The sequence below is a fragment of the Streptomyces sp. NPDC002790 genome, from assembly GCF_040295505.1.
In the GTDB taxonomy this organism is placed as follows: Bacteria; Actinomycetota; Actinomycetes; order Streptomycetales; family Streptomycetaceae; genus Streptomyces.
On the sequence record NZ_JBEOVM010000013.1, the window covers coordinates 1 to 14,496 of the forward strand.

General features: G+C 68.1%; 10 protein-coding genes. 6 read left to right on the top strand and 4 right to left on the bottom strand.

Annotated features, from left to right (window positions below):
* Positions 1–191: 191 nt before the first annotated feature.
* Genes ABT004_RS09545 through ABT004_RS09560 form a run of 4 tightly spaced genes read right to left on the bottom strand, consistent with a single transcriptional unit; the run spans position 192 to position 4,085 of the window.
* Positions 192–959 (bottom strand): succinate dehydrogenase/fumarate reductase iron-sulfur subunit, encoded by a 768-nt coding sequence (locus tag ABT004_RS09545; protein ID WP_351333357.1) that lies wholly within the window; start codon positions 957–959, stop codon positions 192–194.
* Positions 956–2,890 carry a fumarate reductase/succinate dehydrogenase flavoprotein subunit gene (locus ABT004_RS09550; RefSeq protein WP_351333358.1) on the bottom strand — a complete coding sequence of 645 codons (1,935 nt, stop codon included), beginning with the start codon at positions 2,888–2,890 and terminating at the stop codon, positions 956–958. Before ABT004_RS09550 ends, ABT004_RS09545 begins: the two co-directional genes overlap by 4 nt.
* Positions 2,890–3,732 carry a succinate dehydrogenase subunit SdhC gene (sdhC, locus tag ABT004_RS09555; protein ID WP_351333362.1) on the bottom strand — a complete coding sequence of 281 codons (843 nt, stop codon included), beginning with the start codon at positions 3,730–3,732 and terminating at the stop codon, positions 2,890–2,892. The genes ABT004_RS09550 and sdhC overlap by 1 nt, the downstream gene beginning before the upstream one ends.
* Positions 3,733–3,788: 56 nt before the next feature.
* Entirely contained in the window at positions 3,789–4,085 is a 297-nt protein-coding gene (locus tag ABT004_RS09560) for an Rv0250c family protein (RefSeq protein ID WP_351333365.1), read from the bottom strand.
* Between the two features lie 283 nt (positions 4,086–4,368).
* Here ABT004_RS09560 and ABT004_RS09565 point away from each other — a divergent pair, with 283 nt between their 5' ends.
* The 6 genes from ABT004_RS09565 to ABT004_RS09590 all read left to right on the top strand — a co-directional run bounded on the left by ABT004_RS09565 (position 4,369) and on the right by ABT004_RS09590 (position 14,479).
* Complete coding sequence (locus tag ABT004_RS09565; protein ID WP_351333367.1) at positions 4,369–6,678, top strand: ABC transporter substrate-binding protein; 2,310 nt, start codon at positions 4,369–4,371, stop codon at positions 6,676–6,678.
* Positions 6,679–6,853: 175 nt separating this feature from the next.
* A complete protein-coding gene (gene typA, locus ABT004_RS09570) occupies positions 6,854–8,761 on the top strand; it encodes a translational GTPase TypA (RefSeq protein ID WP_351333369.1) in 1,908 nt (635 codons plus the stop codon).
* A gap of 621 nt (positions 8,762–9,382) precedes the next feature.
* On the top strand, positions 9,383–10,414 hold the full coding sequence (locus tag ABT004_RS09575; RefSeq protein WP_351333372.1) for an ABC transporter permease: 1,032 nt from the start codon (positions 9,383–9,385) through the stop codon (positions 10,412–10,414).
* A 106-nt stretch (positions 10,415–10,520) separates the two neighbouring features.
* Entirely contained in the window at positions 10,521–12,317 is a 1,797-nt protein-coding gene (locus tag ABT004_RS09580; protein WP_351333375.1) for an ABC transporter substrate-binding protein, read from the top strand.
* A gap of 112 nt (positions 12,318–12,429) precedes the next feature.
* A complete protein-coding gene (locus ABT004_RS09585; protein ID WP_351333378.1) occupies positions 12,430–13,407 on the top strand; it encodes an ABC transporter permease in 978 nt (325 codons plus the stop codon).
* Between the two features lie 10 nt (positions 13,408–13,417).
* Complete coding sequence (locus ABT004_RS09590; RefSeq protein WP_351333381.1) at positions 13,418–14,479, top strand: ABC transporter ATP-binding protein; 1,062 nt, start codon at positions 13,418–13,420, stop codon at positions 14,477–14,479.
* Positions 14,480–14,496: the final 17 nt, after the last annotated feature.

The following is a 14,496-nucleotide window of genomic DNA, read 5'->3' on the forward strand; positions in this document are numbered from 1 at the left end:
AATGCCGACCAGGCCCTGGACCGCGCCTCAATCGCCGGCGGGGTCCGGGGCAGAGCCCCGCGACGTGTGCGGACGGCACCGCCATCACACGCCTCGGGGGCTCCGCCCCGGACCCCGCTGCTCAATCGCCGCAGGGGCTTGAAAATGGCGGCGCCGCCCGCCGGCCCCCGCTGCTCAAGACCCGCAGGGGCTCAAGTGCGGCGGCGGATCTTGTTGCCCAGCCAGACCACCGGGTCGTACTTGCGGTCGGCCGCTCGCTCCTTCAGGGGGATGAGCGCGTTGTCCGTGATGTGGATGCCCTCGGGGCAGACCTCGGTGCAGCACTTGGTGATGTTGCAGTAACCGAGGCCGTGTTCGTCCTGGGCCGTGGTCTTGCGGTCCAGGCCGTCCTCCGCCGCCGCATCCAGAGGGTGCATGTCGAGTTCCGCCACGCGCATCAGGAAGCGGGGCCCCGCGAAGGACGACTTGTTGTCCTCGTGGTCGCGGACGACATGGCAGGTGTCCTGGCACAGGAAGCACTCGATGCACTTGCGGAACTCCTGCGAGCGGTCCACGTCCTCCTGCATCATCCGGTACTCGCCGGGACCCACCCCGGCGGGCGGGACGAAGGCCGGGACCTCGCGGGCCTTCGTGTAGTTGAAGCCGACGTCGGTGACGAGGTCGCGGATGACGGGGAAGGCACGCAGCGGCGTCACCGTGATCACCTCGTCGCGGGTGAAGACGGACATGCGGGTCATGCACATCAGCCGCGGCCGGCCGTTGATCTCCGCCGAGCACGAACCGCACTTGCCCGCCTTGCAGTTCCAGCGGACCGCCAGGTCGGGCGCCTGCGTCGCCTGCACGCGGTGGATGATGTCGAGGACCACCTCGCCGTCGTTCACCTCGACCTTGAAGTCCTCCAGGCCGCCCCCGCCGACGTCGCCCCGCCACACCCGGAAGGCCGCCTCGTAGCTGCTCACTCGAAAAGCTCCTCTTCGGCCAGGTACTTCACCAGCTCCTCCTTCTCGAACAGGGCGAGCAGGTCGGGGCGGATCGGTTCGGTGGTCTCGCGGGTGAGCGTGATCTGGCCACGCACCGGGTCCGTGGCCGCCAACCCGCCGGTGGGGTCCCGGAGTTGGCAGAGCAGATTCGCCCGCCGCCACTCCCGGTCCATCGCCGGATGGTCCTCACGGGTGTGCCCGCCCCGCGACTCCGTGCGCTCAAGGGCGGCCCGCGCCACGCACTCGCTGACCAGCAGCATGTTCCGCAGGTCCAGCGCCAGGTGCCAGCCCGGATTGAACTGGCGGTGCCCCTCGACCCCGGCCCGCCGCGCCCGCACCCGCAGATCCGCGAGCCTGCGCAGCGCCTGCTCCATCTCGGGCCCCCGCCGGATGATGCCGACGAGATCGTTCATCGTCTGCTGGAGCTCCTGGTGCAGGGTGTACGGGTTCTCGGGCGTGACGCCCTCCTCCTGGCCCTCCGCGGAGAAGGGCCGCAGCGCCTCGGCCGCCGCCGTGTCGATCTGCTCGTCGTCCACGGTCGGACGCGCCGTGCGGCGCGAGACGGCGCGCGTCGCCGCGTGCAGCCCCGCCCTGCGCCCGAACACCAGCAGGTCGGAGAGCGAGTTGCCGCCGAGCCGATTGGAGCCGTGCATGCCGCCGGCCACCTCACCGGCCGCGTAGAGCCCCGGCACACCGCGCGCCGCCGCCGTGTCCGAGTCGACCGCGATGCCGCCCATCACGTAGTGGCAGGTCGGCCCGACCTCCATCGCCTCGGCCGTGATGTCGACGTCGGCCAGCTCCTTGAACTGGTGGTACATGGAGGGCAGTCGGCGCCGGATCGTCTCGGCGGGCATGCGCGTCGACACGTCGAGGAACACGCCACCGTGCGGCGATCCGCGGCCCGCCTTCACCTCCGCGTTGATGGCCCGCGCCACCTCGTCGCGCGGCAGCAGCTCGGGGGGCCGGCGGTTGTGGTCCGGGTCCTCGTACCAGCGGTCGCCCTCCTCCTCCGACTGCGCGTACTTCTCCTTGAAGACATCGGGGACGTAGTCGAACATGAACCGCTTGCCCTCGGAGTTGCGCAGCACGCCGCCGTCGCCGCGCACCGACTCCGTGACCAGGATCCCCTTCACCGAGGGCGGCCAGACCATGCCTGTCGGGTGGAACTGGACGAACTCCATGTTCAGGAGAGGCGCTCCGGCGAGCAGCGCGAGCGCGTGTCCGTCGCCCGTGTACTCCCACGAGTTCGACGTCACCTTGAAGGACTTGCCGATGCCGCCGGTCGCCAGGACGACGCTCGGCGCCTCGATGACGAAGAAGCGCCCGCTCTCCCGCTCGTAGCAGAAGGTGCCTGACACCTGGCCGTCCTCGTCCTTCAGGACCCGGGTGACCGTGCACTCCTGGAAGACCTTCAGGCCGGACTCGTAGTCGCCGGTCTCCTTGAAGTCCTGCTGCTGGAGTTGGACGATCTTCTGCTGGAGCGTGCGGATCAGTTCGAGGCCCGTACGGTCGCCGACGTGCGCGAGCCGCGGGTACTCGTGCCCACCGAAGTTGCGCTGCGAGATCCGCCCGTCGCCGGTGCGGTCGAACAGGGCGCCCCAGGTCTCCAACTCCCATACGCGGTCGGGCGCTTCGCGTGCGTGCAGCTCCGCCATCCGCCACTGGTTGAGGAATTTGCCGCCGCGCATCGTGTCGCGGAAGTGCACCTGCCAGCTGTCCCGGGAGTTCACATTGCCCATGGAGGCCGCGATGCCGCCCTCGGCCATCACCGTATGGGCCTTGCCGAACAGGGACTTGCAGATCACGGCCGTACGAGCGCCCTGCTCACGCGCCTCGATCGCGGCCCGCAGCCCCGCGCCACCGGCGCCCACCACGACAACATCCCACTGCTGTCGCTCCACTACAGCCATTAGAACAACCTCGGATCATCGAAAGCACCGGACGCGACCAGATACACGTAGAAGTCGGCGAGCGCGACGCTCACCAACGAGGCCCAGGCAAGCAGCATGTGACGGGCATTCAGCTTCCCCACCCATCCCCAGAGCCGATACCGCACCGGGTGTTTCGAGAAGTGCTTCAGGCGCCCGCCGACGATGTGCCGGCACGAGTGGCAGGAGATCGTGTACGCCCAGATCAGCCCGATGTTGAGCAGGAAGACCAGGGTGCCGAGCCCCATGTGGCCCCACTCGTAGTTCTCGTCGCGGAACGACAGCACGGTGTCGTACGTGAGGATGCAGGCGACGAGGACGGCCGCGTAGAAGAAGTAGCGGTGGATGTTCTGCAGGATCAGCGGGAACCGCGTCTCGCCGCTGTACTTCTTGTGCGGCTCGGCCACCGCGCAGGCGGGCGGTGAGGCCCAGAAGCCGCGGTAGTAGGCCTTGCGGTAGTAGTAGCAGGTCAGCCGGAAGCCGAGCGGGAAGATCAGGATGAGCAGCGCGGGGGACAGGCCCCACCAGCCGCCGAAGATCTCCCAGTTGGGGCCGTGCCGCATCGGTTCGCAGTTGTCCGCGAGGCAGGGCGAGTAGAACGGCGAGACGTACGGGGCCGCGTAGTAGTCGGCGCCTCCGAAGGCCCGCCAGGTCGAGTAGACGATGAAGGCGAACAGGCCACCCGCGGTCGCGGCCGGGGCCAGCCACCAGCGGTCGGTGCGCAGATGGGGCGCGGCGATCGCGGCACGGGTCCGGCCTCGGACGCCGGTGCCGCCTTCGATATGGGGGTCTTCGGTACTGGTGGGTTCCGTGCCGGTGGCCAACGAAGCCTCCGCTCGCAGGGACAGGTGGACGGGGATCGGGGGTGGGCGAGGGCAGGTCAGGGGGCGTGCCGGTCCCGCGCGCCGAGCCCCTCGTCGTCCGAGTCGGTCCACAGGGACCTGTCGTACGGGGCGTCGGGGATCGTCACGAGGTCGGGGCGGTGCGGCACGTCAGGGCTCGCGGCCGACTCGCGCAGCAGGGCGACGCTCTCTCGCAGATGCGCGGTGTCGGCACGCACCCGGCGCAGATCCGGACCTCCCGCGACGCCCGCGAGCTGGGGCTGCAGGCGCCCCACGGCGCGCGCGAGCTCGTCGACGCAGGCCTGAACCGCCGTCAAGTCGTCGTGCAGGGACATGACTTGGCCTCACTTCCGCTGGTGCGGCGGAGTTGCTCATGCGCCTGAGAGTGTCGCGCGTCACATTGCTGTTTGTGAAGGGATTCGTGCGGATTGCCGGTGTGCGCCGTGGTGCGCGCCCCTCGGGTTCGGGCTTCTTTGGGCCGCACGGGTGGCTTCCGGGTGCCTTACGGGCGTGTCGGAGGGTGCCGCACCCCGGATCCACTTCAGTTGGCCGATAGATGTGATCAGCTCCATATACCGCCAAACGTGACAAAACCGGCCAGCCCCGGAGGTACCCGTGATGCCCCATGTCCCAAGGCGCCCAGGAGCCGCCGCACGCTCGGCCGCGTTCCTCGTGAGCGGTGCGCTCGCCGTGACCGCGCTCGCCGGGTGCGGCTCCGACGACGACGCGAGCCGCCCCGCGGCGGGCCCCGACGTCGCCTCGGCAGCCCGTACGCACATCAAGGACGGCGGCACGCTGCGGTGGGCCGTCGACGACGTGCCGCAGACCCTCAACTCCTTCCAGGCCGACGCGGACGCGGCCACGAGCCGGGTCACCGGCGCCGTGCTGCCCTCGATGTTCCGGCTCGACGCGCAGGGCCGCCCGCAGGCCGACCCCGACTACCTGGAGAAGGCCGAGGTCATCAAGACCGAGCCCAAGCAGGTCGTGCTGTACAAGCTGAACCAGCAGGCGGTATGGAGCGACGGCCGGGAGATCGGCGCCGCCGACTTCGCCGCGCAGTGGCGCGCCCTGTCGGGGAAGAACAGCGCGTACTGGACCGCCCACAACGCGGGCTACAACCGCATCGAGAACGTCGAGCGCGGCAAGAACGACCTGGAGGTGCGGGTCACGTTCGCCAAGCCGTACGCGGACTGGCGCTCGCTGTTCTCGCCGCTGTACCCCAAGGACGTCATGGGGAGCCCGGACGCCTTCAACGAGGGCGCGCGCAGCAAGCTCAAGGTGACCGCGGGCCCCTTCGCGCCCGGCAAGGTCGACCGGAGCGGCAAGCAGGTCACGCTGGAGCGCAACCCCCGCTGGTGGGGCCGCCCGGCCAAGCTCGAGAAGCTGGAACTCAAGGCCGTGCCGCGCGACAAGCGGACCGCCGCGCTCGCCGCGGACAAGCTGGACCTCGCCGACGTCGACCCCGAGTCCGCCGAGCGCATCGCGTACGCCGCCCGCGAGAAGGGCGCGTCGGGCCCGCTCGCGCACGGACCCGGCGCCGACGTCACCTCCGGTGACGCGCTGCGCTCCTGGGCGCGGGCGCACAACGAGGACTGGGAGGTCGCCGAGGCGGAGCTCGAGGCCCGCGCGAAGACCCGCAAGGCCGTGGCGAAGTACGCGAAGGAGCAGGCGGGGCTGAACGGCTTCGTCGTCCGCAAGTCGCTCGAACCCGCCTACACGCAGCTCGCCCTGAACGGTTCGAGCGGTCCGCTCGCCGACGAGCGGGTGCGCCAGGCCGTGGCCCGCGCCCTCGACCGCGACAAGCTCGCCCAGAGCGTCCTCAAGCCGCTCGGTCTTCCGGCCACGACCGTCGGCAGCCACCTCGCCCTCTCCGGCCAGGCCGCCTACACCGACAACAGCGACGCGCTCGGCAAGCAGGACGCCGACAAGGCGCAGGCGCTGCTCGCGGAGGCGGGCTGGGTGCGCGGCGGGCCGCTCCAGGAGAAGCAGCAGAAGCCCAAGACCGCGGGCGGCAAGGCGGAGGGCGCCGCGGCCGAGTCCGGCGACGGCACGTACATCATGGGCGAGGACGACCAGAAGTCCGCGGACGACGCCAAGCCCGGCGACGCCGCGCCCCCGCTGCTGGGCCCCGGCGCCCTCGCCGCGGCCCAGCACTCCGCGCTGCTGCACCAGGCCGACGCCGCGAAGGTGCGCTCCGCCGAGCGGGAGGGCAAGCACGCGGGCGACGCCAAGCAGGGCGCGGCCCCCGGCGCGTACGCCCCGAAGGGGACCCCGGCTCCGCAGCAGGCCGCCGCCAAGGACTCGGGCGAGGCCGGTGGCAAGCAGGGCGCCAAGGCAGGGGCCGCCCCGGGGCAGCTCGCCAAGGACGGCAAGCCGCTGACCCTGAACTTCGTACTGCCCTCGGGACCCGACGCCGAGCAGCTGAAGTCCGTCGCCGACCGGATCTCGACCATGCTCCAGAAGATCGGCGTCCGCACGGACATCACGAAGGTCGACGACGAGACCTACTTCAAGGACCACATCGCGGCGGGCGAGTACGACCTGGCGCTGTACTCGTGGCCCGGCTCCGCCTACCCGGCCACCGACGCCCGCCCGATCTACGCCAAGCCGGTCCCGGCCGCCGACGGCGAGCTCACGGTCGAGCAGAACTACACCCGGGTCGGCACCGACCACATCGACCAGCTCTTCGACCAGGCCGTCGGGGAGCTCGACCAGGACAAGGAGCGCTCGCTCGTCCGGCAGGCCGACGAGCGCATCTGGGCCGCCGCAGGATCGATTCCGCTCTACCAGCGGCCCGAATTGGTGGCGACGAAGGCGAACCTGGTGAACGCGGGGGCGTTCGGCTTCCAGGAGCCCTCCTATGAGGACATCGGCTTCCTGAAGCCGGGTGCGAAGGCCGTCGGCTCACCCACGGAGGACGCTGGCTGACCTGCGGTTTTCCCGGACGGCCCGGCGCTTCGGCGGCGGTCCGTCCGGCCCGGCTGGGCCGGGGGCCGCGGGGCCACGTACCATGGGGTGAGGCCGTGGCGTGTCCAGCCCGGCAGGGCGCGTGTACCAAAGAAGTACGCGCAGCCGACCCTTCACTCCGGGAGTACGCCGCAATATGGCCACGCGCCACGACATCCGTAACGTCGCCATCGTCGCCCACGTCGACCACGGCAAGACGACCATCGTCGACGCCATGCTCAAGCAGGCCGGCTCCTTCGCCGCGCACGCAGCAGAGTCGCTCGACGACCGCATGATGGACTCGAACGACCTGGAGCGTGAGAAGGGCATCACGATCCTCGCCAAGAACACGGCGGTGAAGTATCACCCCAAGGACGGCGGCGAGGTCATCACGATCAACATCATCGACACCCCCGGCCACGCCGACTTCGGTGGTGAGGTCGAGCGCGGTCTGTCGATGGTGGACGCGGTGGTGCTCCTCGTGGACGCCTCCGAGGGCCCGCTGCCGCAGACGCGCTTCGTGCTCGGCAAGGCGCTCAAGCAGCGGCTGCCCGTCATCCTGTGCATCAACAAGACGGACCGGCCCGACTCGCGCATCGACGAGGTCGTCAACGAGACGTACGACCTCTTCCTCGACCTGGATGCCGATGAGGACCAGATCGAGTTCCCGATCGTCTACGCCTGTGGTCGTGACGGCGTCGCCTCGCTGACCAAGCCGGACGACGGCACGGTCCCGGCCGACTCCACCAACCTGGAGCCGTTCTTCTCCACGATCCTGGAGTCCGTGCCGGCCCCGACGTACGAGGAGGACGCGCCGCTCCAGGCCCACGTCACCAACCTCGACGCCGACAACTTCCTCGGCCGTATCGCGCTGCTCCGCGTCGAGCACGGCGAGCTGCGCAAGGGCCAGACGGTCGCGTGGATGAAGCGCGACGGCACGGTCCAGAACGTCCGCATCAGCGAGCTGATGATGACGGAGGCGCTGACCCGCAAGCCCGCGGAGGTCGCCGGCCCCGGTGACATCTGCGCCGTCGCGGGCATCCCCGACATCATGATCGGCGAGACCCTTGCCGACCCGGAGAACCCGGTCGCGCTGCCGCTGATCACGGTGGACCAGCCGGCGATCTCCATGACCATCGGTACGAACACCTCGCCGCTGGTCGGCCGCGGTGGCACGGGCAAGGGCGCGGACGCCAAGGCGGCCGTCAAGGACCGCAAGGTCACCGCCCGCCAGGTCAAGGACCGCCTGCAGCGCGAGCTGGTCGGTAACGTCTCGCTGCGCGTCCTGGAGACCGAGCGCCCCGACGCCTGGGAGGTGCAGGGCCGCGGTGAGCTGGCGCTGGCGATCCTGGTCGAGCAGATGCGCCGCGAGGGCTTCGAGCTGACGATCGGCAAGCCGCAGGTCGTCACCAAGCAGGTCGACGGCAAGACGCACGAGCCGGTCGAGCGCATGACCGTCGACGTCCCCGAGGAGCACATGGGCGCCGTCACGCAGCTCATGGGCGTCCGTAAGGGCCGCATGGACAACATGTCGAACCACGGCTCCGGCTGGGTCCGCATGGAGTTCGTCGTGCCGTCCCGTGGCCTCATCGGCTTCCGTACGGAGTTCCTGACGAACACCCGCGGTACGGGCATCGCCCACTCGATCCACGAGGGCCACGAGCCGTGGTTCGGCACGCTGACGACCCGTAACAACGGCTCGCTCGTCGCCGACCGTGCCGGTTCGGTCACCCCCTTCGCGATGATGAACCTCCAGGAGCGCGGTGTGCTGTTCACCGAGCCCGGCACCGAGGTGTACGAGGGCATGATCGTCGGTGAGAACTCGCGCGCCGACGACATGGACGTGAACATCACCAAGGAGAAGAAGCTCACCAACATGCGTGCCGCGGCCGCGGACAACACGGAGAACGTGGTCCCGGCCCGGAAGCTCTCCCTGGAGCAGTCCCTGGAGTTCTGCCGCGACGACGAGTGCGTCGAGGTGACCCCGGAGGCCGTCCGCATCCGCAAGGTCGTCCTGGACCACAAGGAGCGCGGCCGCAGCGCCTCGCGCGCCAAGCACAACTGACCTGACGGCAGTTCGGCCCGGTACCCCCGAAGGGGGTGCCGGGCCTTTTGCGTTCCCGCTACTCTTCACGCGGTCTACGCGCAGTGACACACCCGGCCGTGATGTCTCCCAACAAGGGGTCAAAATCCGGTCGAGCGCAAGTGATTAAGTCCACGCCGGAGTCCGGAATGCGGACGCCGATGGTCGATAGGTATGTAACACGTCCGTTTCGTGTCCCTCTATCTAGGATCTGTTTGTCCGGATTTTGGGAGAAGTACGCATCAGGTGTGATCGAACCGAGACCAAAAGAGTGTGGTCGCGGCAGCGGCTGTGGCTAATAGTGGTCCGCGTAGAGCTCGGGTCAAAGGGTCACGCGCTAATGGGGGGCGGCGACTCGCGAGCACGCTGAGGCAGCGTCAACTTCGCCGTCAGGGGTGTCGGCAGGGTGGCGACCTTCTGCCTCCACTTGCAGTGAACGAAGTGGACTCATGAGGAGGGGCCCATGTTTTTGACACTTCCTCAGGGGTGGGCTCACCCCAGCCGTTAGTCCCTCTCGTGCGCTTCGAGTGACGTACGCCGTGCGACGGCTGCCGGGCCGCTTTCACCTCCGACAGCCTCCAACACCTGTGAAATGGACGAATCATGACAAGTCCAATCGAGATTGAGGGCGCCGAGACCTCTTCCGCCTTGGACAAGGAGAGCGCGCCGCAGGGCGACGCGAAGGAGCCCAAGAAGCTCGAGGGGCGCAGCCCCGGCCAGTTGATGTGGCGGCGCTTCAAGCGGGACAGGACGGGCGTCCTGTCCGCCTGGATCGTCCTGGTGTTCTTCGTGATAGCCGCGCTCGCCCCGGTCATCTGCAAGCTGTACGGCAAGGACCCGTACACCTTCTACGGCCAGGACGACCCCACGCTCCTCAACGAGTTCAACCTGCCGGCGGGTCCCAACGGCGGTATGTCGCCCGAGCACTGGTTCGGCATCGACCCGAACTATGGGCGCGACGTCTTCGCGTATCTGCTCTACGGCATGCGTACGTCGCTCTACACCGCTCTGTGCGCGACGATCGGCATGGTGATCCTGGGTGTCGTGATCGGTCTGGCGGCCGGCTACTTCGGCGGCAAGATCGACTACTGGCTCGGCCGGCTCACCGACTTCATGATGGCGCTGCCCAACCAGCTGTTCATGGTCGCGGCCATGCCCGTCATCGTCACGGTCTTCGTCGCCCCGGACGAGGAGACGCCGGTCTACGTCCGGTTCCTCGCCATCACCGGCATCATGTGGCTGCTCACGTGGATGACCCTGGCCCGCCTGGTGCGCGCGGTGACGCTGTCCCTGCGAGAGCGGGAGTTCGTGGAGGCGGCGAAGGTCGCGGGCGCCTCCCCCTGGCGGATCATCCGCAAGGAGCTGCTGCCCAACCTGGTGACGCCGATCATCGTGCAGGGCACGTACCTGCTTCCCAGCACCATCCTCTCGGTCGCCTTCCTCTCCTTCGTCGGCGTCGGATATCAAGACCCCACGCCCGACTGGGGCTTGATGTTCGCGACCGCGGCGAAGATCTACGAGGTGGACCCGACCTACTTGTACTTCCCGGGTGTCGCCATGGTCGTCTTCTTCGTGGCGTTCAACCTCTTCGGTGACTCGGTCCGGGACGCCTTCGATCCCAAGACCGGACGCTGACCAGGCATCACCGAGGGTCGCTGCCACCCGGGCGCCGGACCGACACAGCCGGATGCGTCAGGCAGCACACAAGGATCACTACTCACAGGCAGGTGGATTCAACTCCATGAGCATCCTTCGTTCGCGTACGGCGCAGGCGACGGTCGTCGCCGCCGCTGTCGGCGCCCTCACGCTGACCGGCTGCAGCAGCGGCAGCAACGACAACGACAAGAGCGTGGGCAAGACCCAGAAGGACGCGAAGGCGCAGTCCCGGCCCGTCGTCATGGGTACCGCCCAGGACTCCCAGGGCCCGGCCGAGCCGGTCCCGGGCGCCAAGAAGGGCGGCGTCGCCCAGGTCTACCAGGAGAGCGACTTCTCGCACCTGGACCCGGGCCAGATATACGTCTCCGACGCCGGCCTGCTCTCCAAGCTCCTCTACCGTGGCCTGACCACGTACACCGAGGACGACAAGGGCACCCAGACGGTCGTCGGTGACCTCGCCAAGGACGCGGGCAAGTCCTCGGACGGCGGCAAGACCTGGACCTTCGAGCTGAAGGACGGCGTCAAGGACCAGAACGGCCACGTCATCACCTCGGCCGACATCCGCCACTCCATCGAGCGCATGTACGACCCGTTCATCACGGACGGTCCGGCGTACATCCAGCAGTGGCTGTCCGGCTCCGGCACCTCGTACCGCAAGGCGTACGGCGGCCCGTTCAAGGGCAAGCACCTGCCGGACTCGGTCCTGGACACGCCGGACGCCAAGACCATCACCTTCCACTTCAAGGAAGCCCACACCGACGTCCCGCAGGCCCTGGCCATGGCGGCGTACTCGGTCGTGCCCGAGAAGACGGACACCAAGCAGAAGTACGACCAGAAGCCGGTCGCCACCGGCCCGTACAAGATCTCCGCGTACAAGCCGGGCAAGAGCCTCAAGCTCGTCCGCAACGACAAGTGGGACGAGAAGACGGACCCGATGCGCCACGCCTACGTGGACGGGTTCAACATCGACTACAACGTCTCCAAGGCCGACCAGACCAAGACGATCCTGGCCGACCGCGGCGAGGCCAAGAACTCCCTGATGTTCACCGGCCAGATCGACGCCACCCAGCTGCAGAAGATCACGACCGACAAGGCCGTGATGAAGCGCACCGTCCAGGGCTACGGCCCGTACGTGTGGCAGCTGAACATGAACATGGACCGGATCAAGGACAAGAAGATCCGTGACGCCATCTCCCTGGCGATGCCGGCCACCGCGGCCGCGCACGCCGACGGCGGTGCCTACGGTGGCGACGCCGCCAACTCGCTGACGGCGCCGACGCTTCCGGGCTACAGCAAGTCGGACGACATCTTCAACCGCGGTAAGAAGGCGAACGGCGACATCGCCAAGGCGAAGAAGCTGATCGACGAGGCGGGCGCCAAGGGCAAGAAGCTCGTCTACGCCTACGCCAACGTTCCCGTCCGTGTCACCCAGGCGAACCTGATCATCAACAACCTGGAGAAGATCGGCCTCGACATCCAGAAGAAGGAAGTCGACAACGCCACCTGGTACGAGCAGATGGGCAAGGTCAAGAACGGCTTTGACCTCTACATGACCGGTTGGGGCCAGGACTGGGCCGACGGCAACACCGTCTTCCCGCCGACGTACGACGGCACCAACATCCAGGACGGCGGCTCCAACTACTCGCACGTGAACGACAAGCACGTGAACGAGGAGAGCGCCCGCATCCAGAAGATCGCGGACGCGGCCGAGCGCGCCAAGGAGTACCGCAAGCTCTCCAACTACATCTCGGAGAAGATCAACCCGGCAGCCCCGATCTACTACACCAAGATCTTCCAGATCGCCGGCTCCAACGTGGGCGGCCTGCGCTACTCGTCGGTCACCAACTACACCGACCCGACGCGCATCTACCTCAAGAAGTAGTCCGCACAAGGCAGTTCCCGGGGGCGGGAGAGCGGCGGAGCTCTCGCCCCCGGGCCGCCGCACAACGCCTCCTGGTCTCCCACCGCCGCCGTCCTGAGAGCAGCTTTCTGCCATGCTTCGATTTCTCATACGCCGGACGTCTGGCGCAGCACTCATCCTCCTGCTGATCAGCGCCTTCACGTTCTTCATGTACTTCGCCATCCCACAGGACCCGGCGACGCTCGCGTGCGGCAAGAACTGCACCCCGGACGCGCTGGAGCTCATTCACAAGAACCTCGGGCTCGACTCCCCGGTGCCGGTTCAGTACTGGAACTTCCTGGTCGGGATCTTCGCGGGACGTGACTTCGGGGTGGGCCACTGTGCCGCGCCGTGCTTCGGTGTCTCGTTCAGGAACAACCAGATGGTCTGGGACACGATGATGGACCGTCTCCCGCTGACCGTCTCGCTCATGATCGGCGGCATGGTCGTCTTCCTCATCGCCGGCCTCGGCGCGGGACTGCTCGCCGCCCGCTTCCGCGGCACCTGGATCGACAAGGCCGTCTCCGGCGCCTCGCTGGTGACCAGCTCGTTCCAGATCTACCTGCTCGGCCCGATCGTGCTGGGCATCTTCGTCTACAGCACCGGCTGGCTGAAGGCGCCCAAGTACGTGCCGTTCACGGAGAACCCGGGCTCCTGGTTCATGGGGCTGCTGATCCCCTGGGTCGTGATGGCGACGATCTTCACCGCCAACTACACCCGAATGTCGCGCTCCTCGATGATCGAGCAGCTCCAGGAGGAACACGTCAGAGCCGCCAAGGCCAAGGGGATGAGCAGTCGCTTCGTCTTCTTCCGGTACGCCTGGCGTGGCTCGCTCATCCCGATCATCACGATCCTCGGCATGGACATCGCGGCACTGCTCAGCGGCGGCATGGTCACCGAACTGACCTTCAACCTCGCGGGACTCGGCCGTCTGGCGATCGACTCGGTCACCAACAAGGACCTGCCGGTCCTCATGGGCGTGATGCTGCTCAGCGCCGCCTTCATCATCATCTGCAATGTCGTCGTGGACGCCCTGTACGCCGTGATCGACCCGCGCGTGCGGCTGTCCTAGGAGAACCCCAGTGACCACACTCACCAAGCCCGAGGACGCTCCGGCCCCGACCGGTTCCGACGCGTTCTTGTCGGTACGCGACCTGCGGGTGCAGTTCTCCACCGAGGACGGCGCCGTCAAGGCGGTGGACGGCCTCTCCTTCGACCTGGAGCGCGGCAAGACGCTCGGCATCGTCGGCGAGTCCGGATCCGGCAAGTCGGTCACCAACCTGACCGTGCTCGGCCTGCACTCCAAGACGAACACCACCATCGACGGTGAGATCCTCCTTGACGGCAAGGAACTTCTCACCGCCACGGAGTCCGAGCTGGAGAAGCTCCGCGGCAACAAGATGGCGATGATCTTCCAGGACTCGCTGACCGCCCTGTCGCCGTACTACACGGTGGGGCGGCAGATCGCCGAGCCGTTCCGCAAGCACACCGGCGCCTCCAAGAAGGAGGCCCGGGACCGCGCCATCGAGATGCTCGGGAAGGTCGGCATCCCGCAGCCCAAGCAGCGCGTCGACGACTACCCGCACCAGTTCTCCGGCGGTATGCGCCAGCGCGCCATGATCGCCATGTCGCTCGCCTGCAACCCCGAACTGCTCATCGCCGACGAGCCGACCACGGCCCTCGACGTGACCGTCCAGGCGCAGATCCTCGACCTGCTCAAGGACCTGCAGCAGGAGTTCGGCTCCGCGATCATCATGATCACGCACGACCTGGGTGTCGTCGCGAACATGGCCGACGACCTGCTCGTGATGTACGCGGGCCGGGCCGTCGAGCGCGGAAGCGTGCGCGAGGTGCTCAAGAACCCTCAGCACCCCTACACCTGGGGCCTGTTGGGTTCGATGCCGCGCCTCACCTCGGACATCGACGAGCCGCTGATGCCGATCCCCGGTTCGCCGCCGTCGCTGCTGAATCCGCCCTCGGGCTGCCCGTTCCACCCGCGCTGCGCCTTCACCGACAAGGTGTCGGGCGAACGCTGCTCGGGCGAGCGGCCGCAGCTTCCGCAGGGTCGTGGCTCCGCCTGTCACCTGACGGCGGACCAGAAGCAGCAGGTGTTCATCGAGACGATTCAGCCCCGGCTGGGCTGAGCTGAAACCGGCGACTG